The following is a 26,091-nucleotide window of genomic DNA, read 5'->3' as shown; positions in this document are numbered from 1 at the left end:
CTCGCCGACCGACAAAGACAACGTCGGTGCGCGCCGTCGGTGTGGGCGGCTAGCATCAAGGCGTCAATAATCGACGAACTGGCGCACCGAGCGCAGAAGGCAGGACCGAACGCACGTGACCGGTACCGCACGGGGCAGCGAGCCCCAGACTTCTGTGCAACCAACGACCAAGGCGATCGCCACCACCGCCCAGTCACGCTTCGTCGTTCCCGACGAAGCGGTGCTCGCGCTGCTCGGCTCCCGCGACGAGAACCTCCGCGTCGCCGAGGAGCTGCTCGACGCCGACATCCACGTCCGCGGCAACGAGGTCACCCTCTCCGGCGAGCCCGCCGACGTGGCGTTCGCCGAGCGGGTGTTCGCCGAGCTCGTCACGCTCGCAAGCCGCGGCCAGCAGCTCGGGCCCGACGCCGTCCGCCGCACGGTCGCCATGCTCTCGGCCGGCGCCGCCGAGTCGCCGGCCGAGGTGCTGAGCCTCGACATCATCTCCCGCCGCGGCCGCACGATCCGCCCCAAGACGCTGAACCAGAAGAAGTACGTCGACGCCATCGACAAGCACACCGTCGTCTTCTGCATCGGCCCCGCCGGCACCGGCAAGACCTACCTCGCCATGGCCAAGGCCGTCCAGTCGCTGCAGGCCAAGCAGGTCAACCGCATCATCCTCACCCGCCCGGCCGTCGAGGCCGGCGAGCGCCTCGGCTTCCTGCCCGGCACGCTCTACGAGAAGATCGACCCCTACCTGCGCCCGCTCTACGACGCGCTGCACGACATGGTCGACCCCGATTCGATCCCGCGCCTCATGCAGGCCGGCACGATCGAGGTCGCCCCGCTGGCGTACATGCGGGGGCGCACGCTCAACGACGCGTTCATCATCCTCGACGAGGCGCAGAACACTTCACCGGAACAGATGAAGATGTTCCTCACCCGGCTGGGTTTCGGCTCGAAGATCGTCGTCACCGGCGACATCACGCAGGTCGACCTACCGGGTGGCACGCAGAGCGGGCTGCGCGTCGTGCAGGGCATCCTGAACAACGTCGACGACGTGCACTTCTCGGTCCTGAACAGCCACGACGTGGTGCGGCACAAGCTGGTCGGGGACATCGTCGACGCCTACGACCGGTGGCACGCGGTCCAGGACAACGAGCCGGAGGTCCGGCACTCGGGCACGCGGCGAGGTCGGTAGTCGTGAGCGAGCTTGCGAGCGAACCGTTGATACAGGGCGACCGCGAGCGGCACCACCGAGCCTGCGAGGGGGTGTCGTGAGCGAGCTTGCGAGCGAACCATTGACACAGGGCGACCGCGAGCGGCGGCACCGAGCCTGCGAGGGGGTGTCGTGAGTATCGAGATCGCCAACGAGTCCGGGGTTGCGGTGGACGAACCGTCGATCGTCGCCGCGGCTCGGTTCGCACTGGACCGCATGCAGGTCAGCCGGCTCGCCGAGCTGTCGGTGGCCCTGGTCGGCCTCGATGTGATGGCCGAGCTGCACGAGCGCTACCTCGACCTGCCCGGCCCCACCGACGTGATGGCCTTCCCCATGGACGAGCTCGACTCGGCCCGCCGCCCCGACGCGCCCGAGCCGGGGCCGGCGCTGCTCGGCGACCTCGTCCTCTGCCCCCGCTTCGCCCACGACCAGGCCAAAAAGGCCGGCCACGGCCTGATGGACGAGCTGCACCTGCTCACCGTCCACGGCGTGCTACACCTGCTCGGCTACGACCACGCCGAGCAGGCCGAGGAACGCGAGATGTTCACGCTGCAGAAGCGGATCCTCGCCGACTTCAAGACCGAGCGCGCCGCGGCCCGGCGTCGCGCGGCGCAGCGACGCGAGGACGACAAGCTGCTCGGCGCCGTCGGCCTCGCCGAAGCCGAGCCGGCCGATGCCAAGCCAGCCGATACCAAGCCGACCGAAGCCGGGCCGGCCGAGTCCCAGCCGGCCGACGCGGACGCGGCGCGACAACACGAACATCGCCCGGCCGACCCGCGACCGGGCGATCCCGTCGAATAGGTCCCTTGGGGGGACGCGTTGCCTGACACGGTCGGCCTGCTCGTCATCGCGGTGATTCTCGTGATCGCCGCCGGGATGTTCGCCTGCGCGGACGCGGCCCTGTCGGCGGTGTCCCGCGCCCGTGTCGAAGGCCTGGTTCGCGGCCGCCGGGCCGGGTCGCGCCAGCTGCTCGCGATCGTGTCGGACCGGCCGCGGCACATCAACCTGTTGCTACTGCTGCGGTTGGGCTGCGAGCTCATCGCGACCGTGCTGGTCACCGTCGCGTGCCTCAAGCTCACCGACTCCGACTGGCCCGCCGGCCTGATCGCCGCGCTCAGCATGATCGTCGTGTCGTACGTGCTGGTCGGCGTCGGGCCGCGCACGCTCGGCCGGCAGCACCCGTACGCGGTCGGGCTCATCGCGGCCGGTCCGGTGCGCGCGCTCGGCACGGTTCTCGGCCCGCTGTCGCGGCTGCTGATCGTCATCGGTAACGCCATCACGCCCGGCCGCGGCTTCCGCGAGGGCCCGTTCTCCTCCGAGGTCGAGCTGCGCGAGCTGGTGGACATGGCGCAGGAGAGCGGCGTGGTGGACGCCGACGAGCGGGAGATGATCCACTCGGTGTTCGAGCTGCGCGGCACGATCGCCCGCGAGGTGATGGTGCCGCGCACCGAGATGGTGTGGATCGAGCAGACGAAGTCGGTGCGCCAGGCGCTCGCGCTGTCGTTGCGCACCGGGTACACGCGGCTGCCGGTGATCGGGGAGAGCGTCGACGAGATCGTCGGCGTGGTGAACCTGAAGGACTTGGTGCGCTCGGCGATGGAGGCGACCGGCAACGGCGACCGACCGTCCACGGTCGGCGACCTGATGGGCGATGCCACGTTCGTGCCGGACACGAAGCGACTCGACGGCCTGCTGCGCGAGATGCAGCTGTCCCGCAACCACATGGCGATCGCGGTCGACGAGTACGGCGGCACCGCGGGCCTGCTGACGATCGAGGACATCCTGGAGGAGATCGTCGGCGAGATCACCGACGAGTCCGACACCGAGGACCGGCCGCCGATCGAGCACCTCACCGACGGCGGGTTCCGGGTCAGCTCGCGGCTGCCGGTCGAGGACCTCGGCGAGCTGTTCGGCCTCGAGCTCGACGACTCGGACGTGGAGACCGTCGGCGGCCTGCTCGCGCAGCGGCTCGGCCGGGTGCCGCTGCCCGGCACCGAGGCCGAGATCGCCGGGCTGCGGCTGCGCGCGGAGGGTGGCAAGGACGGCCGCGGGCGGATGCGCATCACGTCGGTCGTGGTCCGCGGCGCGGCCCCGGCCGACGCGGTGGAGAACGAGCAGGAGAGGAGCGCCGAGCGTGCCTGAGCTGGACCCCGAGGACGCGAAGTTGATCACCCTGGCGAAGTCGGCGCGCGTGCGGACCGGCGCCGCCGAGGGTGCGGCGGTCCGCGACCTCGACGGCCGGACCTACCTCGCGGGCACCGTGGCGCTGCCGTCGTTGTCGTTGACGGCGCTGCAGGCGGCGGTCGCGGCGGCCGTGTCGTCGGGTGCCTCGGGCCTGGAGGCCGCCGTCGTGGTCAGCGAGTCGCCCTCGGTCGACGCCGACTCCCGCGCGGCGGTCGCCGACCTCGGAGCCGACGCGCCGGTGCTGCTGGCGGACCCGTCCGGGGCGCTGCGCTGACCACGAGCGAGAATGGTCGGATGACCACTCCGGACAGCGCGCACCGATCGGGGTTCGCCTGCTTCGTCGGCCGGCCCAACACCGGGAAGTCGACGCTGACGAACGCGCTCGTCGGGACGAAGGTCGCGATCACGTCGAGCAAGCCGCAGACGACCCGGCACGCGATCCGGGGCATCGTCCAGCGCGACGACGCACAGCTGATCATCGTGGACACGCCGGGCCTGCACCGCCCCCGCACGCTGCTCGGCCAGCGGTTGAACGACGTCGTCCGCGCCACCTGGTCCGAAGTGGACGTCGTGGGCTTCTGCGTGCCGGCCGACGAGAAGATCGGCCCGGGGGACCGGTTCATCGCCTCGGAGCTGGTGAAGCTGTCTCGGCACACACCGGTGATCGGCGTCGTGACGAAGACGGATCTCGCGTCGCGCCAACAGATCGCGGACCAGCTCATGACGCTGCAGGACGTGATGGAGTTCGCCGACCTCGTCCCGGTGTCCGCAGTGGACGAATTCCAGATGTCGACCCTCGCCGACCTGCTGGTGGCCCGCCTGCCGGAGGGGCCGCAGCTGTACCCGGACGGCGAGCTGACCGACGAGCCGGAGGCGGTGCTGATCGCGGAGCTGATCCGCGAGGCGGCGCTCGAGGGCGTGCGGGACGAGCTGCCGCACTCGATCGCCGTGCTGGTGGAGGAGATCGTGCCGCGGGAGGACCGCGACGACCTGCTGGACATCTACGCGAACCTGTACGTGGAGCGCGACAGCCAGAAGGGCATCGTGTTGGGCCACAAGGGAGAGCGACTGCGCACGGTCGGCCAGACCGCGCGGCGGCAGATCGCGGCGCTGCTGGGTAGCAAGATCTACCTGCACCTGCACATCAAGGTGGCCAAGGACTGGCAGCGCGACCCGAAACAGCTACGGCGCCTGGGTTTCTGAGTCCCGACGGCAGGCGAGCATGTCGTCGCCGCCCTTGCTGTAGGCCGACTTCGCCTCCCGCAGCTCGGTGGCGACACCGTGCTCCGCGAGTGCCGTGCGCACGTCCTGGAGTCGCGGGTACGGCACCCCGGCGGGGTCCGCGATCGGGCAGACCCGCACCTCGCCAGACGTCACGCGGACCATCTCAAGCAGGTAGTCGACGTGCTGGTCGAAGGAGACGAACTGGGGATAGGTGAACAGCAGGTGGCTGCTCAGGGTCAGCCGGAACTCGCCGTCGGCGAAGGGCAGCGTCGGTAGTGCCGCGGGAACGTAGTGCGGGCTGCCCTCGGCGTAGTCGGCGAGGAAGAGGTCGGCCGACACCTCGAACGCCCGCAGCATCGCGTCCGCCGAGCCGTGGTAGTCCCAGTCGAGCCCGATGGGGCCCGAGGTCAGCCACTCGTGCACGCGGGCGAGCTCCTTCGCGATGCGCGCCTCCACGACGGCGCGGGGACCGTAGAGCGGGTCCACGCTGACCGCCTTGCCACCGCGCGCCCGCACCTGCGCCGCGAACGGGGAGCCGCCGCCGGGGCAGTCGAGGATCGGACCGGCGAGCAGGTCCTCGTCGGTCAGCAGGAACATGTTGCGGTAGTCGAACAGCGGCCGGGGCGCCACGATCAGCTTGCCGAGCGCCGGTACCGAACTTCGTGTCACGCCCACGATCACAGCACATCGTGTCCGCCACGAAACTGTCGGCACGGAATGAGACGATGGAGACGTGAGCGGAGCTTGCGGAGCGAACCAATCGACACAGGGCGACCGCGAGCGGCCTGGCCGAGCCTGTGAGGCGAGGTCGTGAGTCTGTACCGCGACATCGGAGTGGTGCTGCGCGTGCAGAAGCTCGGCGAGGCGGACCGCATCATCACCCTGGTCACCCGCAAGAACGGCAAGGTCCGCGCGGTGGCCAAGGGGGTTCGGCGCACCACGTCGCGCTTCGGCGCGCGGGTGGAGCCGTTCGCGCACATCGACGTGCAGTTCTACACCGGGCGCACGCTAGACATCATCACCCAGGTACAGACCCTCGATGCCTTCGGCGCCGGCATCATGTCCGACTACCAGCGCTACACCGCGGGCTGCGCGGTTTTGGAGACCGCCGACCGCCTGTGCCCGGAGGAGGGCGAGCCGGTGCTGCGGTTGTACCTGCTGGTCGCCGGCGCGTTACGGGCTCTGGCCGACGGCACCCGAGACCCGTCCCTGGTACTGGACGCGTTCTTGCTGCGAGCGATGGCCTTCGCCGGCTGGGCCCCGGCCGTCCGCGAGTGCGCCCGCTGCAACGAGCCGGGCCCACACAAGTCGTTCTCGGTGCAGGCGGGGGGAGCGGTGTGCCCCCGCTGTCGCCCGCCCGGCTCGGCGGTCCCGGCACAGGACACCTTGCGGTTGATGGACGCCCTGGCCACCGGCACGTGGGAGGTGGCGGAGTCCGCGACCCAGGCCGCGCGCCGAGAGGGCAGCGGCCTGATCGCGGCGTTGCTCCAGTGGCACCTGGAACGCCAACTCCGCTCACTACCCCTGGTAGAACGCAAACCCACCCCGGCCCCAACACCCACAGAGGCCTGACACTCCGACTGCTCGGGTGAGCGGCCGGCCGGGAACTCCCGCAACTCCGACCTGTTCGAGAGGATGCCGAACGTAACCTCGGCTCGGTCAGTAGGGTCGTGACACCCGACCCCTGGAGGACGCACTTGCTCCGGCGACGCGCCAGCAGCAGGAAGGCCGTCGAGCCGCCCGCGCCGCATTCGTCCGGCGCGCGGCCGCCCGCGATTCCCGCGGACCTCGTGCCCCGGCACGTCGCCATCGTCATGGATGGGAACGGGCGGTGGGCCAACCAGCAAGGCCTGCCCCGCATCGAGGGGCACAAGCGAGGCGAGGCGGTCGTCGTCGAGGCCGCTCGCGGGTGCATCGAAATCGGCGTCAAATGGCTCTCGCTCTACGCGTTCTCCACCGAGAACTGGCGGCGCAGCCCCGAGGAGGTCCGCTTCCTCATGGGCTTCTCCCGCGACGTCATCCACCGTCGCACCGACGAGCTCGACGCGATGGGTGTGCGCGTTCGCTGGGCCGGGCGCCGGCCGAAACTGTGGCGCAGCGTGATCACCGAGCTGGAGGACGCCGCCGAGCGGACCAAGCACAACGACGTCCTCAACCTCGCCATGTGCATCAACTACGGCGGCCGCGCCGAGATCGGCGACGCCGCCCGGGAGATCGCCCGCCTGGCACGACTGGGCAAGATCAACCCGGAGAAGGTCGACCACCGGACCATCCAGCGCTTCCTTTACCAGCCGGAGATGCCCGACGTCGACCTGTTCATCCGCCCGTCCGGCGAGCAGCGGACCTCCAACTTCATGCTCTGGCAGTCGGCCTACGCTGAGCTGGTCTTCCAGGACATTCTGTGGCCCGACTTCGACCGGCGAGACCTGTGGCGGGCCTGCGAGCAGTACGCGCGACGCGACCGGCGCTTCGGCGGCGCGATCGACGCGGCCCAGCAGCAAGGAGAGGCATGACCGAGCAGGAGGCGTTGTCCACCGGTGATCTGCTCACCAAGGCACGCCAGGCGCTTGAGCAGTTCCACGACGTGCACGTGGACGACGACGGCGCGCTGAGCTTCCGGCACGTCGACGTGCCGTGCGCGGTGCAGGCGATGCAGCTGGCCGAGGGCCTCACCGTGCTCAGCCTGACCTGCGTCGTCGCCTGGGACCTGCCCGACGAACCGAAGCTCGCCGCCTCCGCCGCCGAGCGCGCGGGGCAGGGGCTGTTCGGCACGCTCGGCGTCGTGCACACCGACGCCGGCATGGACGTCACGCTGCGCTATGCCTTCCCGGCCGACGGCGTCGAGTCGGCCGCCCTCGGCACGCTGCTGATGCTCGTAGTCTCCACGGCCTCCCAGCTGCGCACCGAGCTGCTGGGCGAGGTGGGGAGCCAGACCGAATGACGACGACGGAGGCCAGGCCGCGCCGGCGCATCACCTCGCTCGAGGTGCTATGCGTGGTGCTGCTGCTCGCGCTCGTCGGGCAGAACTGGCTCGCCGGCGCCCTCGACGTGCCCGCGCTGCGGACCGGAGCGACCGTGTTCGTCGCGGTGTGCATGCAGGCACTGCCGTTCCTCGTGCTCGGCGTGCTGGTCAGCGGCGCGATCGCCGCGTTCGTGTCGGCCGACGCGCTGCGCCGCGTGCTGCCGCGCAATCCGGCGCTCGCGGTGCCGGTCGCGGGCCTCGCCGGGGTCGCGCTGCCGAACTGCGAGTGCGCCGCGGTGCCGGTCACCAAGCGGCTCATCCAGCAGGACGTGCCGGCGTCGGTGGCGGTGACGTTCCTGCTCGCCGCGCCCGCGGTTAACCCGATCGTGCTGGTCGCCACCGCCGTCGCGTTCCCCGGCGAGCCGGCGATGGTGCTGGCCCGGTTCGCCGGCTCGATGGGCACCGCGATCGTGATGGGCTTCCTGTGGGCGCGGTTCGGCCGGCTGGAGTGGTTCGCCGAGCGGGCGATGCGGCGAGCACCCGAGCGCACCGGCTCCCGCTGGGCGATGTTCGCCGAGACCGCGCGGCAGGACCTCGTCGACGCCGGCGGCTTCCTCGTGCTCGGCGGCCTGACCGCGGCGGCGCTGAACGTCGTCGTGCCGCGGTCGTGGCTCGACACGCTCGGCGACCAGGTCGTGCTCGGTATCATGGTGATGGCCGTGCTCGCCGTGCTGCTCGCGCTGTGCAGCGAGGCGGACGCGTTCGTCGTCGCGTCGCTCTCCGCGATACCGCTGCTGCCGCGGCTGGTGTTCCTCGTCGTCGGGCCGGCGGTCGACGTCAAGCTCATCTCGCTGCAGGCCGGCACCCTCGGCCGCCGGTTCGCGATGCGGTTCGCCCCGCTGACCTTCGTTGTGGCGATCGGCTGCGCGGTGCTGGCGGGGGTGGTGTTCCTGTGAGACGTGAAACGCAGAACATGCTTTTGGTGATGCTCGGCGGCGCGCTGCTGAAGATCGCGTTCACCGACGTCTACCTGCGCTACGTCCGCCCGGAGCACCAGTGGCTGCTGATCCTCGCCGGCGTGGTGATGTTGGTGCTCGCCGGCGTGTCGATCGTCCGGGAGGTCCGCGGCCAGCGCATCACCGACGGCCACGAGCACGACCACTCGGCGCGCAGCGCATGGCTGCTCGTGCTGCCGGTGCTCGCCGTCTTCCTGATCGCGCCGCCCGCGCTGGGCTCGGACTCGGTGCAGCGGGCCGCGGACTCGCCGCCCCGGCGGGCGGCTGTCGCCGAGGACGGCATGGAGCAGTTCCCAGCGCTGCCGAAGGCCGATGTCGTGCCGATGACGCTGTCGGACTTCTCCGAGCGCGCGGCGTGGGACTCGGCCGACACGCTGAACGGCCGCGCGGTGAAGCTCACCGGGTTCGTCGTGCACGAGGGCTCGACCAGCTACGTCGCCCGGATCGCGATCGCCTGCTGCGCGGCCGACGCCTACCCGGTGAAGGTCAAGCTGCTGGGCGCCGACATCTCCAGGTTCAAGGACGACAGCTGGATCGAGACGGTCGTGGAGCTGGAGCCGGGCAGCGCCACGGAGGCGAACCTGCACGTCCCCTCGGCCACGGTCCGCACCGTCCGCCCGGTTCGCGAGCCCGCCGACCCGTACGAGCATTAGCACACGTCAGATCCAGCCCGGAGCCGGACCATCACCGGCGACCGGCTGTTCGCGAGCTTGAACACCGGCCCGGCGCGGGTGAATATCGATGCATGGTCGGTGACCGGTGGGGTGTCAGCGACAGTGAGATCATGCGCTCCTACCCATGCGATGACTTCGTCACCTCACCCGCGCTGGAGGTATGGCGGGGCGTGGGTGTCCAGGCGCCTGCCGAAGCGGTGTGGCCCTGGGTCGCGCAGGTGCGGCTTGCGCCCTACTCGTACGACTGGATCGACAACCTGGGGCGCCGCTCACCTCGCGAGCTGGTCGATCTTCCCGAGCCGTACGTCGGTGAGAAGTTCACCGCCGTCGGCGGGCGCAGGCTGGGCCGGATCGTTTCGGTCGACCCGGGGAAACAGTTGACCGGCACCATCATGGGCGCCGTGATGTCCTACGTCCTCGTGGCGCAGGATCACGACACGACGCGCCTGCTGTTCAAACTTGTCATGCAAACCAACCGCTGGGTGGCGCGCGGGTTGTCCGTCGGCGATCTGATCATGGCTCGACGGCAGTTGCTCAACCTGAAGCTGCTCGCCGAGCATTAGGCCGAGTCCCGCACCGCCAGGCTCACCGGGAGCATGGTGATGTTCGGCCGGAGCTGCTCGCCGGCCAGCAGGGACATCAGGCACTTGACCATCTGCCGGATCTGCTCGCGCGGGTCCTGGTGCACCGAGGTCAGCGGCGGGCTCATCACCGGCGCCAGGGACGGGTTGTCGTCGAAGCCGACCACGCCCACGTCCTCGGGCACCGTGCGGCCCGCGGCGCGCAGGGCCCGCAGCGCGCCCGCCGCCATCAGGTCGCTCGCCGCGAACACGCCGTCCAGGTCGGGCGCCCGAGCCAGCAGCGCGGCGGTGGCCCGGTCGCCGCTCGCCAGCGTGAAGTCGCCCGCCTCGGACAGGCCGTCGGGGTTCAGGCCGGCCTCCGCCAGCGCCTCCTGCCAACCGGCGAGCCGGTCGGCGGCGGCGGGGTGGTCGAGCATGCCGGTGACCGTCCCGATGCGCCGCCGGCCGGTGGCGAGCAGGTGGCGCACCGCGAGCCGCGCACCGGCCTTGTTGTCGAAGTCCACCGCGTGCACGCCGCGCCGCCCGTTGCCCGGCCGGCCGCCGAACACGACCGGCAGCCGCAGCAGCCGCAGCGCCGTCGGCAGCGGGTCCCCTTGGTGCGGCGCGAAGACCAGCGCCCCGTCGACGTGCCCGCCCTCGAGGAAGTGGATCGTGCGCGGCACGTCTTCGCGGCTGTCGACGAACATCAGCAGCATCTGCACGCCGGTCGCGGCGAGCTCCCGGTACGCCGAGTGCATGACCGTCGCGAAGTACGGGTCGTCGAGGACCTTGGCTTCGGGCTCGGACAGCACGACCGCCACCGCGCCGGTCCGCCGGGTGACGAGCGAGCGTGCCGCGTGGTTGGGGGAGTAGCCCAGGTCGCGGGCCGCGTCGAGCACCTTCGCCCGGGAGCGCGGGCTGACGTAGGCGTCGTCGTTGAGCGCGCGCGACGCGGTGGAGCGGGACACGCCGGCGTAGGCGGCGACGTCCTCGAGCGTCGGCCGCTCGTCGGAGGGGGAGCGTGGTGGCACGCCGAGAGTGTAGCCGGATTCTGGGAGCGCTCCCTAACAATCGGATGAACGGCCGACGCGTTCTCCTTGACAGCGCTCGTGACCGGGGACACACTCAGAATTCCAAATCTGGGAGCGCTCCCAGAATCCGCAATCTGTCAGCAAGGGACAACTGACGTGCGACGACAGCAAACAAGGGTGTTAGCCGGCGCGTTCGCCCTTGTCGCGGTGGCCGGCCTGTCGGCCTGTGGCGACGAGGGATCCAGTGGTGGCTCCAGTGGCGACGGGGGCCAGGTCGAGCTCACGATCGGCACGTTCACCGAGTTCGGCTACGAGGACCTGCTCACCGAGTACGAGCGCCTGAACCCGAACGTCAAGATCACGCATCACAAGACAGGTGAGGGTGGCCCGTACCACGAGCAACTGCTCACCAAGCTCGCGGCCAACTCCGGCCTGGAGGACGTGGTCGCGATCGAGGAGGGCCACTTCCCGGACATCGCGGACAAGCCGCAGCTGTTCAACGACCTCGCGGACATCGGCCCCAAGGACGCCAAGCCGGACCGCTGGCTGGACTGGAAGTACAAGGCGGGCACGGCGAAGGACGGCACCTGGATCGGCTACGGCACCGACATCGGTCCGCTGGCCATGTGCTACCGCAAGGACCTGTTCGAGGCGGCCGGACTGCCGTCCGACCCGGAGGCGGTCAAGCCGCTGTTCGAGTCCTGGGACTCCTACTTCGCGGCCGGCGACAAGTACGTCAAGGCTACGAAGAAGGCGTGGTTCGACTCGAACTCGCAGATCTTCAACGCCATGCAGAACCAGCTCGACGAGGGTTACCTGAACGAGGACGACGAGCTCGCCATCGAGTCCAACCAGGACATCAGGGAGAACTGGGACCAGGTGACCGCGGCCGGAAAGCGCGGCCAGACCGCGGGGCTGGTGGCGTTCAGCCCGGAATGGAACACCGGGTTCAAGCAGGGTGCGTTCGCCACGAAGACCTGCCCGTCGTGGATGCTCGGCGTCGTCAAGGAGCAGGCCGGCCCGGCCAACGCAGGCAAGTGGGCGGTCACCGACGCGTTCCCGGGTGGCGGCGGCAACTGGGGCGGCTCGTTCCTCGCCGTGCCGAAGCAGAGCCAGCACCCGAAGGAGGCCGCGGAGCTCGCCGCGTGGCTGACCGCGCCGGAGCAGCAGATCAAGGCGTTCCAGAAGACCGGCAACTTCCCGAGCCAGGTGGAGGCGCTGTCCTCGCCGGAGCTGCTGGAGTCGACCAACGACTACTTCGGCGACGTCAAGACCGGCGAGCTGTTCGCCGCGATGGCGGAGAAGGTCGGCGAGCCTCAGTACAAGGGCGCGGGTGACGGCCAGATCCAGGAGAACGCGACGAGCCCGGCGCTGCAAGCCGTCGAGCAGGGCAAGTCCGCGGACGAGGGCTGGCAGCAGGCGGTCGACGCGGCAAAGAAGATCGTCGGCTGATGGCCGGACCGGTAGTCACGGACACGGGGCGGGCGCCGAGCAAGGCGGCGCCCGCCCCGCCTCCGCGCCGGCCGAGTCTGACCTGGCGGCAGCGGCTCAGCATCGCGGACGTGAAGTGGTCGCCGTACCTGTACGTCGCGCCGTTCTTCATCATCTTCGGTGTGGTGGGGCTGTTCCCGCTGCTGTACACGTCGTTCCTGTCGCTGTTCGACCGGGAGCTGCTGGACCAGGAGAGCACGTTCGTCGGGTTCGAGAACTACGCGACGCTGCTCGGCGACGAGCAGTTCTGGAACGCACTCGTCAACACGATCAGCATCTTCCTGCTGTCCACCGGTCCGCAGCTCGTCATCGCGGTTCTGTTGGCGGCGCTGCTGAACTCCCGGCTGCGGATGCCGACCTCGTGGCGGGTCGGCGTGCTGCTGCCGTTCGTGGTCAGTCTCGTCGCGCTCGGCATCATCTTCGCCAACCTGTTCGGGCCCAACTACGGCCTCGTCAACGGCATGCTGGAGCTGGTCGGGCTGGACCGGATCGACTGGCAGGCCAACAGGTTCGCCTCACACGTGGCCATCGCGATCATGGTGAACTGGCGGTGGACCGGCTACAACGCGCTGATCGTGCTGGCCGCCATGAAGGCGATCCCGCGCGACCTCACCGAGGCGGCGATGATCGACGGTGCGGGTGCCGTCCGGCGGTTCTTCTCCGTGACGCTGCCGCTGCTGCGCCCGACGCTGATCTTCGTCGTGATCACGTCGACCATCGGCGGGATGCAGATCTTCACCGAGCCCAAGCTGTTCGACGCGATGCCGGGATCGAACAACGGCGGGGCGACCAACCAGTTCCAGACGATCACGCTGTACATGTACCAAACCGGGTTCCAGACCCAGGAGCTCGGCTACGCGTCGGCCATCGCGTGGGCGCTGTTCCTGCTGATCAGCGTGATCGCGGTCATCAACTTCCTGCTCGTCCGCCGGATCGCTTCGACGGGGGTCGAAGAGGACGGTGCCCGATGATCGCACTGCCGACGGCCGTCCGCCGTCGCACCGTCGACTCGACCGGGTCGCGGCGGGCCCGGTTCTGGGTGTACGGCCTGCTGATCGCGTTCATGGTCGGCTCGATCTTCCCGTTCTACTGGTCGTTCCTGGTGGCGAGCCGGGACACGTCGATGCTCGGCGAGCAGGTGCCGCCGCTGCTGCCGGGCGGGAACTTCCTGTCCAACGCGGCGCGGGTGTTCGACTCGGTGCCGTTCTGGAAGTCGTTGGGCAACAGCGTGGTCGTGGGCGCCACGGTCACCTTCACGACGGTGCTGTTCTCCACGCTGGCCGGGTTCGCCTTCGCCAAGCTGCGCTTCCGCGGCCGCAACGCGTTGTTCGTGTTCGTCGTCGCGACGCTCGCGGTGCCCACACAGCTCGGCATCATCCCGCTGTACATGGCGATGGCGGAGTTCGGCTGGGCCGGCGACCTGCAGGCGGTGATCGTGCCGAACCTGGTCACAGCGATCGGGGTGTTCTGGATGCGGCAGTACACGATGCAGGTGGTGCCCTACGAGCTCATCGAAGCGGCCAGAGTGGACGGTTGCTCGATGATCCGGGTGTACTGGCACGTGGTCCTGCCGGCGGTCCGGCCGGCGGCGGCGTTCCTCGGCATGTTCACGTTCATGACGTCCTGGAACGACTTCCTGTGGCCGTTGGTCGTGCTGAACGCCGAGAACCCGACCGTCCAGCTGGCGCTGGAGCGGCTGCAGAGCGGGTTCTACGTCGACTACTCGCTCGTGCTGGCCGGCACCACGCTGGCGACCATTCCGATCCTGATCGTGTTCATCGTGCTCGGCCGCCAGATCGTGGCCGGAATCATGCAAGGCGCCGTGAAGGGGTGACCATGTCAGTACTGCCATCCTCCGCATCCCCGCCCGCGGTGTCGCTGGAGTTTCCGACCGGGTTCGTGTGGGGCGCGGCCACCGCGTCCTTCCAGATCGAGGGCGCGACCACTGTGGACGGTCGAACCGACTCGATCTGGGACGAGTTCTGCCGGCGTCCGGGCGCGGTGGCGAACGGCGACACCGGCGAGCCGGCGGCCGACCACTACCACCGGTACGCCGAGGACGTCGAGCTCATGGCGTCGCTCGGGCTGGGCGCCTACCGGTTCTCGGTGGCCTGGCCCCGGGTACGGCCCGACGGCGGCGCGGTGAACGAGGCCGGCCTGGACTTCTACGACCGGCTCGTGGACCGGCTGCTCGCGGCTGGCATCGCGCCGTGGGTGACGCTGTACCACTGGGACCTGCCGCAGGCGCTCGAGGAGGCCGGCGGGTGGACCTACCGGGACACCGCGTTCCGGTTCGCCGACTACGCCTCGTCGGTCGCCGGCCGGCTCGGGGACCGGGTGGCGGGCTGGAACACGCTGAACGAGCCGTGGTGCTCGGCGTTCGTGGGGTACGGGTCGGGCCGGCACGCGCCGGGAGTGACCTCGCCCGCCGCGGCGGTCGCGGCCGTGCACCACCTGCTGCTCGGCCACGGGCTCGCGATGGAGCGGCTGCGTGCGGAGGCGCCCGGTGCGCCGGCGGGCATAACGCTGAACCTGTTCCCGGTGTCGGCCGCGTCCACGGCCGCCGCGGACGTCGAGGCCGCGCGGCGGGTGGACGGCCTGCAGAACCGGGTGTTCCTGGATCCCGTGCTGCGCGGTGGTTATCCGGCCGACGTGCTGACCGACCTCGCGCCGTACGGCCTGCCGGCACTGGTGCGCGAGGGCGACCTGGCGGTGATCGCGACACCCGTCGACCTGCTCGGGGTGAACTACTACCGGGCGCTGCTCGTGGCGGCGCCGGTGCTGAGGTCGGCCGCGCCCAGCGAATGGGTCGGCGCGGAGGACGTGCGGTTCCTGCCGAGCGGGCGGCCGCGGACGGAGATGGGCTGGGAGGTGCAGCCGGAGGGGTTGACGGAGCTGTTGCTGCGCCTGGACGCGGAGTACCCGAGGCTGCCGCTGTACGTCACGGAGAACGGGGCGGCGTACCCGGACTCGGTTGGCCCGGACGGCAAGGTCCGCGACCCGAGCCGGCAGGCGTTCCTGGAAGGACACCTGCGGGCGGCCCACGCGGCGGTCGCGGCGGGCGTGGACCTGCGCGGGTACTTCTGCTGGTCGCTGCTGGACAACCTGGAGTGGGCGGAGGGGTACGCGAAGCGGTTCGGCCTGGTGCACGTGGACTTCGAGACGCAGCGGCGGACGGTCAAGGAGAGCGCGCGCTGGTACTCCGGGGTGGTCGCGCGCAACGGGCTGGTGGAGTAGCCCGGGGGTGGGAGATGCGGCGCCCGGCCGCGACCGCACCCGCCGGCCGGGCGCCCTTCCGCTCTCAGGCGCAGTTCTCGGTGCAGCCGGCGCACCTGCCGAAGACCTCGACCGTGTGGCTGATCTCCGAGAAGCCGTTCTCGGCAGCCACTCGCTCCGCCCACTTCTCCACCGCGGGGCCCTCGACTTCGACCGTGCGTCCGCAGGCCCGGCACACCAGGTGGTGATGGTGGTGGCTCGAGCAGCGCCGGTACACGGCCTCGCCGCCGCGGATGCGCAGGACGTCGACCTCGCCCGCGTCGACGAGGGACTGGAGGGTGCGGTAGACGGTGGTCAGGCCGATGCCCTCGCCGCGGGTGCGCAGCTCCTCGTGTAACTCCTGGGCCGAGCGGAACTCGTCGAGCTGCTCGAGCAGACTCGCGACGGCCGCGCGCTGCTTGGTGGATCGGCGGCCGGGCACCGTGGGGGAGGAGCGCTCGGTCACCGGGCGACCCCTTCCTCGACGTGCGCGACGGCGTCGACCACGATGTGCGCCAGGTGCTCGTCGACGAGGCGGTAGACGACCTCGCGCCCGTGCCGCTCACCGTGCACGACGCCGGCGGACTTCAGTACCCGCAGGTGCTGGCTGATCAGTGGTTGTGCCACGCCGAGGGACTCCACGAGCTCATGCACGCAGCGCTCCGCCTCCCGCAGCTCGAGCACGATCGCGATCCGGACGGGTGCGGCCAGCGCCCGCAGCAGGTCACCGGCGGCGGCCATCGACCCGACGGGCCGCGCCGCGCCGGCCGAGACGGCGGGACGGTCGGGCGAGTGCCGGTCACGCTCTGCGGCTACCGGTGGTGCGGCGTCCGAGGTCACAGCGCAGATCCTCCCGCCGATAGTGGTTACCGTTGTCAACATCCTACGGCGCGGTGCTATTTCGCCGGGAGGACCGAGATGGCCACGGCCACGAGCACGAAAAGCACCAGCACGCGGCCGACTCGCTGCCCGGGCGCGAGCACTGGCCACGTCGCCGCGAGGAGCACGGCCACGCCCGCCGCGAGCAGGCCGAGCAACAGTGCACCCGTCCCGCCGCCGACGAGCACGCCGACCGCGAAGATCGCGGCGACCGCCAGGAAGGCGACGAGGGGTGGCACCCGCGCCAGCGGGCCGTCCCCGGCAAGCAGCTGTGCCCTCATCGAGCGCTTTCCTCGCACCTGTCCTCCTTATGGACGTAACGTCGACTACAGGCAGCAACGCTAGCCCGCGATTCGGCCGCCGATTAATCACCCATTTGGTGGCGGCGGGCCCCGGATAGGCTTTGGCGGCTGCCACGAGCGTGCAGCAGTTGGAGTGCAGATGCCCGCTGATCGTGTCGAGACCGTCGTCAGCCTGTGCAAGCGCCGTGGGTTCGTCTACCCGTCCGGAGAAATCTACGGTGGCACGCGGTCGGCATGGGACTACGGTCCCCTCGGCGTCGAGCTGAAGGCCAACATCAAGCGCGAGTGGTGGCGCACGATGGTGCACCGCCGCGAGGACGTCGTCGGTCTTGACTCCTCTGTGGTCCTGCCGAAACAGGTGTGGGAGGCGTCGGGTCACGTGACGGCGTTCCACGACCCGCTCGTCGAGTGCACCGCCTGCCACCATCGGTTTCGCGCCGACGAGCTCGCGGAGCAGTTCGAGACGCGCACCGGTGAGTCGGCGGCCGAGCTGTCCGCCGTGTCCTGCCCGGACTGTGGCGTGGTCGGCGAGTTCACGCCGCCGCGTGAGTTCAACATGATGCTGAAGACCCACCTCGGCCCGGTCGAGTCCGACGAGGGCATGCACTACCTGCGGCCGGAGACGGCGCAGGGCATCTTCGTGAACTTCCTCAACGTGCTGACCACCGCGCGGCGCAAGCCGCCGTTCGGCATCGGCCAGATCGGGAAGTCGTTCCGCAACGAGATCACGCCGGGCAACTTCATCTTCCGCACGCGAGAGTTCGAGCAGATGGAGATGGAGTATTTCGTCGAGCCGGGCACTGACGAGGAATGGCATCAGTACTGGATCGACGAGCGTTTGCGCTGGTACACCGATCTCGGCATCAAGCGGGAGAACCTGCGCCTCTACGAGCACCCGCAGGAGAAGCTCGCGCACTACGCCAAGCGAACGGTGGACATCGAGTATCGGTTTCAGTTCGGTGGCATGGAATGGGGCGAGCTGGAGGGCGTCGCCAACCGCACGGACTTCGACCTGAACACGCACGCCAACCACTCCGGTGTCGATCTGTCCTATTTCGACCAGGCGACGAGCTCGCGGTACCGGCCGTACGTGATCGAGCCCGCGGCGGGCGTCGGTCGTCCGCTGATGGCCTTCCTGCTCGACGCCTATCGCGAGGACCAGGCGCCGAACGCCAAGGGCGGGGTCGACAAGCGGGCCGTGCTGAGCCTGGACCGACGGCTCGCCCCGGTGAAGGTGGCCGTGCTTCCGTTGTCCCGCAACCCCGACCTCACGCCGAAGGCACGCGACATCGCCGCCGTGTTGCGCCATCACTGGAACACCGACTTCGACGACGCCGGCGCCATCGGCCGCCGCTACCGCCGCCAGGACGAGATCGGCACCCCGTTCTGCGTGACCGTCGACTTCGACTCGCTGCACGACCACGCCGTCACCGTCCGGGAGCGGGACAGCATGACCCAGGAACGCGTGGCGGTGGACAAGCTGGAGCGCTTCCTCGCCGGCCAACTGATCGGCTGCTGACCTGCCGGTGCAGTGCCGCTCGTCGACGGATTCGCCGCGGTTCGCGGTTGTCTGAGGCCTGGATCGTGGTGGGCGCGGCGGGCCCGGAGTCGACCGTCCACATCGGGTTCGCTGAGGAGGTGTCGGCTCTCCCACCTCTCGTCGGCCTTGGGTCATGTTCAACCCTCCGACCCAGCCCCGCCGGTGCACTGCCGCCCGTCGGATGAATTCGCTGCGGCGCATTTGGTTCGGGGGGAAGTCTGAGGTCTGGATCGTGGCCGGCCTGGGGGGTCGACTGTCCACATCGGATTTGCCGTGCGGGCCCTGTTCGGGTCCCGAGCGCGGGCTGCTTCCGCGCGGAGCGGGTTCGGGGCGGAGCTGGCGGTGCCCGGCGACCTTGTCGGCGTGCGGTGTCTGCAGCCTCGGCGAGTTCGGGTCCTGTGTCGCTCATGGGATTGCGCTTTCGGTGGGCCGGTGGGGACTGGGGCTCGCGGGTGTCGGGTGTCCCGCGAGGTCTAGGCCGCCTCCACGTCTGGGCGGGGGCGGGTGCTTGCCTGGGTGTAGGCGGACGTCAGGAGGTCGGCCACGGCGGCCGGCTCGTCGCGGAGTTGGGCTGGGCGGGTGTGGACCACGAGGATGCCGGCAGCCGTCAGGTGTGTGGCTCGGGTCAGGGCGGCGGCGTAGTCGGCCGGGGTCAGGTCGAACGCGTAGGAATCGACCTCCCACGCCAGTCCGACGTCCCACCACGCGTCCGGAGTGGCCAGGTGCGCGCCCGAGGGACCGCTGATCGGGACTCGCCAGCGTGGTGTCGGGAGGCCGGCTCGCAACACCAGGCGTCTCGCCCAGCCCTGGGCCAGCGAGCGGACGCCGTCGTCGAGCTCGGCCAGGATTCGTCTGGGAAGGGCGGTGCCTCGGGACGTGGCTCGGGTCAGTTCCTCGCGCAGGGTGGCCGGGCTGACTCGCGCCTCGCGGATCACCGACGTCAGCAAGGCCCGGACATGCTCGGCGGACGGGGCCCGGCGGCACGTGTCGATCGTCGCCCTGGGCAGGGGTGCCACCGGGAAGCCCGAGCGCAGCTGGGCCACCGGCGGCGTGTTCGTGCGGTCGAAGAACACGCCGTCGACCAGGCGGGACTGGCGGCGCGGCGACACCAGCACATGCACCGGGCCGTCCAGGCGCGCACCCGACAGACCATGCAGCGCCAACGCGTCGACCCCCGTCAGCACGGCCTCGGGGCCGGCGACCGTGAGCGCTGCCTGAATCCGTTGGGCACGGCTCGGTGGCGTGTCGCCCAGCAGCACGATGCCGGACTGCAGGCGCCGCCAAGGTCCGCCGTCGCGACATCGTTCCTCGATGGTGGACCCGGACAGGCCCAGCGCGATCAGGTCGGCCGACGTGGCGACGTGGTGGCTGAACATGCCGGGGATGGCGTCGAGGTCGAGCAGGGCGCGGTTCGTGGTCATGAGTCCAGGAAAGCGGAAGTGGGCAACGCGGGGTGGCGGTGATGCGTCGTCTGTGGATAAGTGCGCGGGTTGTGGACAACTCCACAACAACCGGCCGAAGGAGGGGGTGGCTGACGGTGGTGACGCATCCGGTTCTGGAAGGATCGGCGGAGTGAGTCCCGTGGAGTCCAGGTCACGACCGGTCCGCCGGTTCGTGCGTCGCCTCGTGGTCGGTGTGCTGCTCGTCGGCGCGCTGGTCGTCGGCGGCACCGGCTTCCGGGTGTGGCAGGTGGCCCGCGACGACGACCGCAGCCCGGCCGACGTCGTCCTGGTCCTGGGCGCCGCGCAGTACGGCGGCACGCCCTCCAAGGTGCTCGAGGCCCGGCTCGAACACGCCAAGGACCTCTACGACGAGGGCGTCGCGAAGCACATCCTCACCACCGGCGGCAGCCGGCCCGGCGACGAGTACACCGAGGCCGAGGCGAGCGCCATCTGGCTGGAGGACCACGGGGTCCCCGAGGACGCGGTCGTCGACGTCCCGCAGGGCAGTGACACCCTCGGCAGCCTCCGCGCCGCCGCCGAGGCGGCCGCCGACCGCGGCTGGCACACCGCCGTGATCGTGAGCGACCCCTGGCACACGTTGCGCGCCCGGACCATGGCCAGCGACGTAGGGCTGGACGCCTGGACCTCGCCCACCCACTCCGGCCCAATCGTGCAGACCCGGCAGACGCAGATCCGCTACATCCTCTACGAGACCGCCGCGCTGCTGTACTACCGCACAACGAAGGCCTCCGCCGACGGGATCGGCATCACCGAGGATGTCGCCGCGGACAAGTAACCTCCGCACCATGACCCCGGGCTACACCGAGCACGACGCCTCTCGGATGTCCGCCGAGCCGGCGAAGGACTCCGTCCTGCCCGGTTCGTGGCCGACCCGCCGCAGCCCCTTCGGCCGCGACCGCGCGAGGGTGCTGCACTCGGCGGCGCTGCGCCGGCTCGCGGGAAAGACCCAGGTCGTCGGCCCGCACGAAGGCTCCGAGGTCAGCGGCGTGCCGCGGACCCGGCTGACCCACTCACTCGAGGTCGCGCAGATCGGCCGCGGCATCGCCGAGGAGCTCGGCTGCGACCCCGACGTCGTGGACACCGCCGGCCTCGCGCACGACATCGGCCACCCGCCGTTCGGGCACAACGGCGAGCGCGCGCTCGATGAGGTCTCCCAGGTGTGCGGCGGGTTCGAGGGCAACGCCCAGACGCTGCGCATCCTCACCCGGCTCGAGCCGAAGGTGCTGGGGGAGCGCGAGCACGGCCTCAACCTCACCCGCGCCTCGCTGGACGCGGCGACGAAGTACCCCTGGCCGCGCACCGCCGGCACCCGCAAGTTCGGCGTCTACGACGACGACCGCGAGGTGTTCGACTGGATCCGGGACGGCGCGCCGCAGCGCCGGCAGTGCCTCGAGGCGCAGGTGATGGACTGGGCCGACGACGTGGCCTACTCCGTGCACGACGTCGAGGACGGTGTCCGGGCCAAGCGCGTCAACCTGCCCGCGTTGACCGACCGCGAGGAGCGGGCCGAGGTGGCCGAGCTCGCCGCCAAGCACTTCAGCGGCGAACCGGTGTCCGGGCTGGAGGACGTGGCCGCGGACCTCGTGCGGCTGCCGGTCGTCGCCGCGCTGACCGCGAAGGAGTACGACGGCACGCTCGCCGCTCAGGTCGCGATCAAGCGGCTGACCAGCGAGCTCGTCGGCCGGTTCGCTGCGGCCGCGGTCGCCGCGACCAGGCAGGAGCACGGCGACGGGAACCTCACCCGCTACGCCGCCGACCTCGTGATCCCGGCCCGGGTGGCCTGCGAGGTCGCGCTGCTCAAGGCCGTCGCGCTGCGGTATGTGATGAGCGACCCGGACCGGCTTGCCCTCCAGGCCACCCAGCGGCAACGGCTGGCCGAGCTCGTGCCCGCGCTGGCCGCGCGCGGGGACGGCGCGCTGGAGCCGGCGTTCGTGCCGGCCTGGGCCGCGGCCGGCGACGACTGTGCCCGGCTGCGGGTCGTCGTGGACCAGGTCGCGGCGCTCACCGACGCGCAGGCCAACCGATGGCACAAGACATACGTGCAGGTCGAAGGCTTGTCGGTGTGACGTGGCACACTCGTTGGCATGGATGAGATGTTCGATCGCCCACCCGGCGGCCGCGGCCGCCGAGGGGTGTCGCGCCGCGCACCGCGCAAGTCGGTGCCAGCGGACGGCGATCGCGGCGACTTCGACGAAGACGACGGCTTCGATGGCTTCGACGGCTCCGCGGGCGTCCGCGAACCGCGCCACCCGAAGCCCTTCGGCCCGATGTCCGACGCGGGCGCCTTACCGCTGCCCGAACCGACCCAGTTGATCACTCTGCCCGACCCACGCCGGTAGAAGGAGACTTCGTGACGGATCGCGCGCACCTCGCGTACACGCTTGCCCTGCACAAGGCGGTCGCGCCCGATCCGGCGAGGAACGTGTGCTGGTCGCCGTTCTCGGTCGCCAGCGCGCTCGGGCTCGTCGCCCACGGGGCCCGCGGGATGACCCGCGACGAGCTCACCGTGCTGTTGCTCGGCGACAAGTCCGGCGACCTCGTCCAGCTCGGCGAGCTGCTGACCCGGGCCGGCGTGCTGGAACCGCCGCGGGACAACGAGGACGAGCCGATCATCGCGGTGTCCAACACGCTGTGGACCGACGAGTCGATCGAGGTCCTCGTGCCGTTCGTCGAGGAGCTGGGCCGGTGGTCGAGCGGCAAGGTCCGCGAGGCGCCGTTCCGCGAGGCGCCCGGTGAGGCGCGCGACCGGATCAACGTCGACGTCGCGAAGACCACCCGGGACCTCATCCCGGAGCTGATCCCCGCGGACGCGATCACCGCCGACACTCGGTCGGCCCTGGTCAACGCGCTCTACCTGAAGTGCGGCTGGCGGTTCCCGTTCACCGAGGGCGCCACCCGCCCGAAACCCTTCCACGCGCCGGGCGGCACGGTCGAGGTGCCGACGATGTCGCTGTCCGAGCGCATCGGCTACGCGGCCCGCGACGGTTGGCAGGTCGCGACCCTGCGCGCGATCGGCGGCGTCGAGGCGGTCGTGCTGCTGCCCGACGGCGATCTCGCCGACGCCGAACCCGACCTCGACGAGGCGACGCTCGCCGACCTGCTCGAGGCGCCGAAGCCGACCCAGGTCGACCTGGCACTGCCGAAGTTCAAGGTCGGCACCCAGGCCGAGCTCACCCCGCCGCTGAACAAGCTGGGTGTGCGGACCGTGTTCGGCAACGACGCGGATCTCAGCGGGATCAGCACGGTCCCGCTCGCGGTCGAGGCCGTGCTGCACGAGTCGGTCCTCGAGATCGACGAGAAGGGTCTCGAGGGTGCCGCGGCGACCGCGGTGATGATGCGGCTGGCCTCGCTTCCGTCGCCCGGTGTCGAGCTGACCGTGGACCGCCCGTTCCTGCTCCTGGTCCGGCATGCGGCGACGGGGGTGGTGTACTTCGTGGCGCGCGTCAGCTCGCCATGACGGCGGCGGTCACCTACCCGCCGGGCGAGCTCCTGAGGTTGCTGCACCGACGTCGCGGTCCGCTGCTGCGGTTCGGCGCGGGCCGCCGCCGCTTCGCCTACCTGCTCGGCGCCGAGGCCAACCGCTTCGTGTTCGCCAACGACGACCTGTTCACGATGCGCGAGGCGTTCGAGGGCCTCGTCCCGGTCGATGGCGAGACCTCGCTGATCGTCTCCGACGGCACCGACCACCGCCGCCGGCGGCGGCTCGTCCAGCCGTCGATGCACCACCGGCAGGTCGACCAGTACCTCGCGATCATGACCGAGAGCGCGGACGAGGTGATCGACCGCTGGCGTCCGGGCGATGTCGTGGACGCCTACCAGGCGTTCCGCGCGGCGATCCGGCGGAGCACGCTGCGGTCGCTGTTCGGCGCCCGGCTCGCGGACGACGCCGACTTCCTCGGCGAGCACCTGCAGGCGCTGCTCGACCTGGTCGACCGCTCGCCGGACGTGGTCCGGCTGCACCGGAGGTGGCGGACTCCCTTGTGGCGGCGGGCGATGCGAGCCCGGGCGCTGGTCGACGAACGGATCCACGCGGAGATCGCCCGGGTGCGCGAGGAGGGCGCCGACGCCGGCGACCGGGTGCTCGCGATGCTCGTCAACGGCCGCGACGAGGACGGCGGCGGCCTGTCCGACCAGGAGGTTCGCGACCAGGCGGTGACGCTGATCGCGGCCGGCTACGAGACCACCAGCGCGGCGATGGCGTGGGCGGTCCACCTGCTCGTCACCCATCCCGAGGCACGGCAACGAGCCGCCGCGGACGAGCGGTACAGGCGCGCGTTCGTGACGGAGACGTTGCGGCTCTACCCGCCGGCCGTGGTCTCGGCGCGGCACGTCGCCAAGGCCTTCGAGTTCGCCGGCCGCAGGGTGTCCGCCGGGACGACCCTGCTCTACAGCCCGTACGTGACCCACCGCAGCGCGGCCGTCTACGAGGACCCGCTGACGTTCCGGCCGGAGCGGTGGTTGCCCGGCGAGCCGGCGTACCGCAAGGTCGGCCCGCACGAGTTCGTCCCGTTCGGTGGCGGGCCGCACCGGTGCGTCGGTGCGACCATGGCCACGACCGAGCTGACCGTGATGCTGGGCCGACTACTCGAGCGCACCGAGCTGTCCCCGGTCGCGCAGCGGATCCGGGCGACCGGCTTCGCGGCCATGCGTCCGAAGCACGGTCTGCGGGTCGGGGTGGCCCGGGTCACCGCCGCCTAGCTGTCACGTCCGCGCCGGCGTGCTCGTCCGAATCGTGAACCACCGAGGAGGAGATCATGCCCAGGATTCCCGGCGTCCCGACCAAGGAAGCCAGCCCGCTGCTGCGGGTCGTGTACTTCTACGCCAAGCGCCGGCTCGGCGCGGTGCCCGAGCCGTTCACCGTGCTCGCCCGCCACCGCAAGCTGTTCATGGCTTCCGCGCGCCACGAGCTGGCCGCCGAGAAGGCGAGCAAGGTGCTGCCCAACAACGTCCGGGAGATCGCCGTGTACCGGGTCGCCCAGCAGCTCGGCTGCTCCTGGTGCGTCGACTTCGGCACGATGCTGCAGAAGCACGAAGGGCTGGACATCGAGCGGCTCCAGCAGATCGACGACTACGAGACCTCGCCGGCCTACGACCGCCAGGAGCGGATCGCGATCGCCTACGCGGACGCCATGTCGGCCACCCCGACGCGGGCCACCGACGAGCAGGTCGCCGAGCTGGTCGCGGAGTTCGGCCAGGAGGGCGTGCTCGAGCTGACCTACCAGATCGCGCTGGAGAACATGCGCGCCCGGATGTACAGCGCGCTCGACCTCCGCGACCAGGGCTTCACCTCCGGCGACGCGTGCCGGATCCCGGTGCCGGCCGACGCCCCGGAGGTCAGCGGCTCAGGTGGGTGAGCTTGTCCGGGTTGACCATGTCGTAGATGGCGGTGACCTGGCCGTCGCGGGCCGCGAACACGATGGCACGGTGCGAGATCCCCCAACGGTGACCGTCCGCCGGCATGTCCGGCATGGTCATCCCGAGGTCGCCGTTGACCAGCGACAGCTCGCCGCCGGTGATCTGCTCCGTGCCGTAGGACTCCAGCAGGCCGAACAGGAACCGGGCGATCTTCTCCGCGCCGACCACGCGCCGCCGCGCGGTGCGCGCCTTGCCGTTGCTGTCGCCGATGAGCACCGCGTCCGGGTGCAGCAGCTTGACCACGCTCGGCAGGTCGCCCGCGATGATCGCGCCCATCAGCTGCTCGACCAGCTCGCGCTGCTCGTCGAGGGGGATCCGGGGCGGCGCGTCCGCGTCGGCGGCGGCCCGGCGGCCCCGCGAGGCGTGCTGGCGCGCGGTCGACTCGGGGACGCCCAGGATCTCGCCGATCTCCGCGAACGGCACGGAGAACGCGTCGTGCAGCACGAACGCGACCCGCTGCTCCGGGGTCAGCGCGTCGAGCACGACCATGGCCGCCATGCGCACCTCGTCCGCGCGCACGACGGTGTCAAGTGGATCGTCACTCGTCGGGGCGCCGTACGCGGTGACGATCGGCTCGGGCAGCCACGGCCCGACGTAGCGTTCGCGCTGCGCGGCGGCCGACCGCAGCCGGTCCAGGCAGATCCGACCGACGACGGTGGTGAGCCACGCCCGCAGCTCGCGGATCTCGGCCCGCCGCTGTTCGTCCATTCCGGACAGTCGCAGCCACGCCTCCTGCACCGCGTCCTCCGCGTCGCTCAGCGTGCTCGTGAGCCGGTAGGCCACCCCGACCAGGTGGGTCCGGTGCTCGGCGAACTGCTCGGCGAGAACGTCATCGCTGACCGTCACACCTCCATCGTATGACCTGCCGGGCGCGACCTGCCGACGGATTGTCGGACC

At 70.8% G+C, this 26,091-nt stretch carries 28 protein-coding genes and 1 pseudogene; 22 read left to right on the top strand and 7 right to left on the bottom strand.

The window, feature by feature from the left end:
• Positions 1-154 precede the first annotated feature (154 nt).
• The 5 genes and pseudogenes from ACRDSK_RS02820 to era all read left to right on the top strand — a co-directional run bounded on the left by ACRDSK_RS02820 (position 155) and on the right by era (position 4,585).
• On the top strand, positions 155-1,180 hold the full coding sequence (locus ACRDSK_RS02820) for a PhoH family protein (RefSeq protein ID WP_431438275.1): 1,026 nt from the start codon (positions 155-157) through the stop codon (positions 1,178-1,180).
• Positions 1,181-1,330: 150 nt separating this feature from the next.
• A pseudogene (gene ybeY, locus ACRDSK_RS02815) lies at positions 1,331-1,864 on the top strand (rRNA maturation RNase YbeY); the annotation flags it as partial.
• A 153-nt stretch (positions 1,865-2,017) separates the two neighbouring features.
• The gene (locus ACRDSK_RS02810; RefSeq protein ID WP_431438274.1) at positions 2,018-3,340 is read left to right on the top strand and encodes a hemolysin family protein; all 1,323 of its coding nucleotides are present in this window, start codon (positions 2,018-2,020) and stop codon (positions 3,338-3,340) included.
• The gene (locus ACRDSK_RS02805; protein WP_431438273.1) at positions 3,333-3,656 is read left to right on the top strand and encodes a cytidine deaminase; all 324 of its coding nucleotides are present in this window, start codon (positions 3,333-3,335) and stop codon (positions 3,654-3,656) included. Before ACRDSK_RS02810 ends, ACRDSK_RS02805 begins: the two co-directional genes overlap by 8 nt.
• Positions 3,657-3,676: 20 nt before the next feature.
• Positions 3,677-4,585 (top strand): GTPase Era, encoded by a 909-nt coding sequence (gene era / locus ACRDSK_RS02800; RefSeq protein WP_431438272.1) that lies wholly within the window; start codon positions 3,677-3,679, stop codon positions 4,583-4,585.
• Here the strand turns inward: era and ACRDSK_RS02795 are convergent.
• The gene (locus ACRDSK_RS02795; protein ID WP_431438271.1) at positions 4,565-5,275 is read right to left on the bottom strand and encodes a hypothetical protein; all 711 of its coding nucleotides are present in this window, start codon (positions 5,273-5,275) and stop codon (positions 4,565-4,567) included. The genes era and ACRDSK_RS02795 overlap by 21 nt on opposite strands.
• Before the next feature lie 141 nt (positions 5,276-5,416).
• On the opposite strand from ACRDSK_RS02795, the gene recO reads away from it, so the two are divergent.
• The 6 genes from recO to ACRDSK_RS02765 all read left to right on the top strand — a co-directional run bounded on the left by recO (position 5,417) and on the right by ACRDSK_RS02765 (position 9,821).
• A complete protein-coding gene (recO, locus tag ACRDSK_RS02790) occupies positions 5,417-6,178 on the top strand; it encodes a DNA repair protein RecO (RefSeq protein WP_431438270.1) in 762 nt (253 codons plus the stop codon).
• 125 nt (positions 6,179-6,303) lie between these two features.
• Entirely contained in the window at positions 6,304-7,119 is an 816-nt protein-coding gene (locus tag ACRDSK_RS02785) for an isoprenyl transferase (protein WP_431438269.1), read from the top strand.
• Positions 7,116-7,547: a YbjN domain-containing protein gene (locus ACRDSK_RS02780; protein ID WP_431438268.1), complete on the top strand. Its 432-nt coding sequence runs from the start codon at positions 7,116-7,118 to the stop codon at positions 7,545-7,547. Before ACRDSK_RS02785 ends, ACRDSK_RS02780 begins: the two co-directional genes overlap by 4 nt.
• Complete coding sequence (locus ACRDSK_RS02775) at positions 7,544-8,524, top strand: permease (protein ID WP_431438267.1); 981 nt, start codon at positions 7,544-7,546, stop codon at positions 8,522-8,524. Before ACRDSK_RS02780 ends, ACRDSK_RS02775 begins: the two co-directional genes overlap by 4 nt.
• Positions 8,521-9,237, top strand: a complete 717-nt coding sequence (locus ACRDSK_RS02770; protein ID WP_431438266.1) for a TIGR03943 family putative permease subunit — start codon at positions 8,521-8,523, stop codon at positions 9,235-9,237. The genes ACRDSK_RS02775 and ACRDSK_RS02770 overlap by 4 nt, the downstream gene beginning before the upstream one ends.
• Positions 9,238-9,329: 92 nt before the next feature.
• Complete coding sequence (locus tag ACRDSK_RS02765) at positions 9,330-9,821, top strand: polyketide cyclase (RefSeq protein WP_431438265.1); 492 nt, start codon at positions 9,330-9,332, stop codon at positions 9,819-9,821.
• Here the strand turns inward: ACRDSK_RS02765 and ACRDSK_RS02760 are convergent.
• Positions 9,818-10,849, bottom strand: coding sequence for a LacI family DNA-binding transcriptional regulator (locus ACRDSK_RS02760; protein ID WP_431438264.1), 1,032 nt, complete (start codon positions 10,847-10,849; stop codon positions 9,818-9,820). The genes ACRDSK_RS02765 and ACRDSK_RS02760 overlap by 4 nt on opposite strands.
• A gap of 156 nt (positions 10,850-11,005) precedes the next feature.
• Between ACRDSK_RS02760 and ACRDSK_RS02755 the strand changes: the two genes are divergently transcribed.
• From ACRDSK_RS02755 to ACRDSK_RS02740, 4 genes are read left to right on the top strand one after another with little or no spacing between them, the layout of a single operon-like run.
• Positions 11,006-12,301, top strand: a complete 1,296-nt coding sequence (locus ACRDSK_RS02755; protein WP_431438263.1) for an ABC transporter substrate-binding protein — start codon at positions 11,006-11,008, stop codon at positions 12,299-12,301.
• The gene (locus tag ACRDSK_RS02750) at positions 12,301-13,311 is read left to right on the top strand and encodes a carbohydrate ABC transporter permease (RefSeq protein WP_431438262.1); all 1,011 of its coding nucleotides are present in this window, start codon (positions 12,301-12,303) and stop codon (positions 13,309-13,311) included. The genes ACRDSK_RS02755 and ACRDSK_RS02750 overlap by 1 nt, the downstream gene beginning before the upstream one ends.
• Entirely contained in the window at positions 13,308-14,174 is an 867-nt protein-coding gene (locus ACRDSK_RS02745) for a carbohydrate ABC transporter permease (protein WP_431438261.1), read from the top strand. The genes ACRDSK_RS02750 and ACRDSK_RS02745 overlap by 4 nt, the downstream gene beginning before the upstream one ends.
• Complete coding sequence (locus tag ACRDSK_RS02740) at positions 14,171-15,577, top strand: GH1 family beta-glucosidase (protein ID WP_431438260.1); 1,407 nt, start codon at positions 14,171-14,173, stop codon at positions 15,575-15,577. The genes ACRDSK_RS02745 and ACRDSK_RS02740 overlap by 4 nt, the downstream gene beginning before the upstream one ends.
• 64 nt (positions 15,578-15,641) lie before the next feature.
• Here the strand turns inward: ACRDSK_RS02740 and ACRDSK_RS02735 are convergent, their stop codons facing one another.
• The 3 genes from ACRDSK_RS02735 to ACRDSK_RS02725 are packed head-to-tail and all read right to left on the bottom strand — an operon-like array spanning position 15,642 to position 16,755.
• Positions 15,642-16,061: a Fur family transcriptional regulator gene (locus tag ACRDSK_RS02735; RefSeq protein WP_431438259.1), complete on the bottom strand. Its 420-nt coding sequence runs from the start codon at positions 16,059-16,061 to the stop codon at positions 15,642-15,644.
• Positions 16,058-16,444 (bottom strand): ArsR/SmtB family transcription factor, encoded by a 387-nt coding sequence (locus ACRDSK_RS02730; RefSeq protein ID WP_431438297.1) that lies wholly within the window; start codon positions 16,442-16,444, stop codon positions 16,058-16,060. The genes ACRDSK_RS02735 and ACRDSK_RS02730 overlap by 4 nt, the downstream gene beginning before the upstream one ends.
• A 47-nt stretch (positions 16,445-16,491) precedes the next feature.
• On the bottom strand, positions 16,492-16,755 hold the full coding sequence (locus ACRDSK_RS02725) for a DUF6703 family protein (RefSeq protein WP_431438258.1): 264 nt from the start codon (positions 16,753-16,755) through the stop codon (positions 16,492-16,494).
• Positions 16,756-16,915: 160 nt separating this feature from the next.
• On the opposite strand from ACRDSK_RS02725, the gene ACRDSK_RS02720 reads away from it, so the two are divergent.
• Positions 16,916-18,295: a glycine--tRNA ligase gene (locus ACRDSK_RS02720; protein WP_431438257.1), complete on the top strand. Its 1,380-nt coding sequence runs from the start codon at positions 16,916-16,918 to the stop codon at positions 18,293-18,295.
• A 494-nt stretch (positions 18,296-18,789) separates the two neighbouring features.
• Here the strand turns inward: ACRDSK_RS02720 and ACRDSK_RS02715 are convergent, their stop codons facing one another.
• Entirely contained in the window at positions 18,790-19,737 is a 948-nt protein-coding gene (locus tag ACRDSK_RS02715) for a hypothetical protein (protein WP_431438256.1), read from the bottom strand.
• A gap of 151 nt (positions 19,738-19,888) precedes the next feature.
• On the opposite strand from ACRDSK_RS02715, the gene ACRDSK_RS02710 reads away from it, so the two are divergent.
• The 6 genes from ACRDSK_RS02710 to ACRDSK_RS02685 are packed head-to-tail and all read left to right on the top strand — an operon-like array spanning position 19,889 to position 25,133.
• Positions 19,889-20,554, top strand: coding sequence for a YdcF family protein (locus tag ACRDSK_RS02710; protein ID WP_431438255.1), 666 nt, complete (start codon positions 19,889-19,891; stop codon positions 20,552-20,554).
• A gap of 10 nt (positions 20,555-20,564) precedes the next feature.
• Entirely contained in the window at positions 20,565-21,845 is a 1,281-nt protein-coding gene (locus ACRDSK_RS02705; protein ID WP_431438254.1) for a deoxyguanosinetriphosphate triphosphohydrolase, read from the top strand.
• A gap of 18 nt (positions 21,846-21,863) precedes the next feature.
• Positions 21,864-22,118 carry a hypothetical protein gene (locus ACRDSK_RS02700; protein WP_431438253.1) on the top strand — a complete coding sequence of 85 codons (255 nt, stop codon included), beginning with the start codon at positions 21,864-21,866 and terminating at the stop codon, positions 22,116-22,118.
• Positions 22,119-22,129: 11 nt separating this feature from the next.
• On the top strand, positions 22,130-23,236 hold the full coding sequence (locus ACRDSK_RS02695; protein ID WP_431438252.1) for a serpin family protein: 1,107 nt from the start codon (positions 22,130-22,132) through the stop codon (positions 23,234-23,236).
• On the top strand, positions 23,233-24,477 hold the full coding sequence (locus ACRDSK_RS02690; protein WP_431438251.1) for a cytochrome P450: 1,245 nt from the start codon (positions 23,233-23,235) through the stop codon (positions 24,475-24,477). The genes ACRDSK_RS02695 and ACRDSK_RS02690 overlap by 4 nt, the downstream gene beginning before the upstream one ends.
• A gap of 56 nt (positions 24,478-24,533) precedes the next feature.
• The gene (locus tag ACRDSK_RS02685) at positions 24,534-25,133 is read left to right on the top strand and encodes a carboxymuconolactone decarboxylase family protein (protein ID WP_431438250.1); all 600 of its coding nucleotides are present in this window, start codon (positions 24,534-24,536) and stop codon (positions 25,131-25,133) included.
• On the opposite strand, the gene sigJ is transcribed toward ACRDSK_RS02685, so the two are convergent.
• Positions 25,114-26,040 carry an RNA polymerase sigma factor SigJ gene (gene sigJ / locus ACRDSK_RS02680; RefSeq protein WP_431438249.1) on the bottom strand — a complete coding sequence of 309 codons (927 nt, stop codon included), beginning with the start codon at positions 26,038-26,040 and terminating at the stop codon, positions 25,114-25,116. The genes ACRDSK_RS02685 and sigJ overlap by 20 nt on opposite strands.
• Between the last annotated feature and the right edge of the window lie 51 nt (positions 26,041-26,091).

Origin of the sequence: Actinophytocola sp. (genome assembly GCF_050699915.1) — a bacterium.
Lineage (GTDB): Bacteria > Actinomycetota > Actinomycetes > Mycobacteriales > Pseudonocardiaceae > Actinophytocola.
Note: the sequence above shows the minus strand (reverse complement) of the source record. Positions and strands in the feature narration are given on the sequence as shown.

Coding starts and splice junctions, on each gene's coding strand:
- ACRDSK_RS02725 (WP_431438258.1), bottom strand. CDS start 16,755: ATGAGGGCACAGCTGCTTGCCGGGGACGGCCCGCTGGCGCGGGTGCCA.
- ACRDSK_RS02780 (WP_431438268.1), top strand. CDS start 7,116: ATGACCGAGCAGGAGGCGTTGTCCACCGGTGATCTGCTCACCAAGGCA.
- ACRDSK_RS02715 (WP_431438256.1), bottom strand. CDS start 19,737: ATGACCACGAACCGCGCCCTGCTCGACCTCGACGCCATCCCCGGCATG.
- ACRDSK_RS02745 (WP_431438261.1), top strand. CDS start 13,308: ATGATCGCACTGCCGACGGCCGTCCGCCGTCGCACCGTCGACTCGACC.
- ACRDSK_RS02765 (WP_431438265.1), top strand. CDS start 9,330: ATGGTCGGTGACCGGTGGGGTGTCAGCGACAGTGAGATCATGCGCTCC.
- ACRDSK_RS02700 (WP_431438253.1), top strand. CDS start 21,864: ATGGATGAGATGTTCGATCGCCCACCCGGCGGCCGCGGCCGCCGAGGG.
- ACRDSK_RS02720 (WP_431438257.1), top strand. CDS start 16,916: ATGCCCGCTGATCGTGTCGAGACCGTCGTCAGCCTGTGCAAGCGCCGT.
- era (WP_431438272.1), top strand. CDS start 3,677: ATGACCACTCCGGACAGCGCGCACCGATCGGGGTTCGCCTGCTTCGTC.
- ACRDSK_RS02705 (WP_431438254.1), top strand. CDS start 20,565: ATGACCCCGGGCTACACCGAGCACGACGCCTCTCGGATGTCCGCCGAG.
- ACRDSK_RS02775 (WP_431438267.1), top strand. CDS start 7,544: ATGACGACGACGGAGGCCAGGCCGCGCCGGCGCATCACCTCGCTCGAG.
- ACRDSK_RS02685 (WP_431438250.1), top strand. CDS start 24,534: ATGCCCAGGATTCCCGGCGTCCCGACCAAGGAAGCCAGCCCGCTGCTG.
- ACRDSK_RS02750 (WP_431438262.1), top strand. CDS start 12,301: ATGGCCGGACCGGTAGTCACGGACACGGGGCGGGCGCCGAGCAAGGCG.
- ACRDSK_RS02690 (WP_431438251.1), top strand. CDS start 23,233: ATGACGGCGGCGGTCACCTACCCGCCGGGCGAGCTCCTGAGGTTGCTG.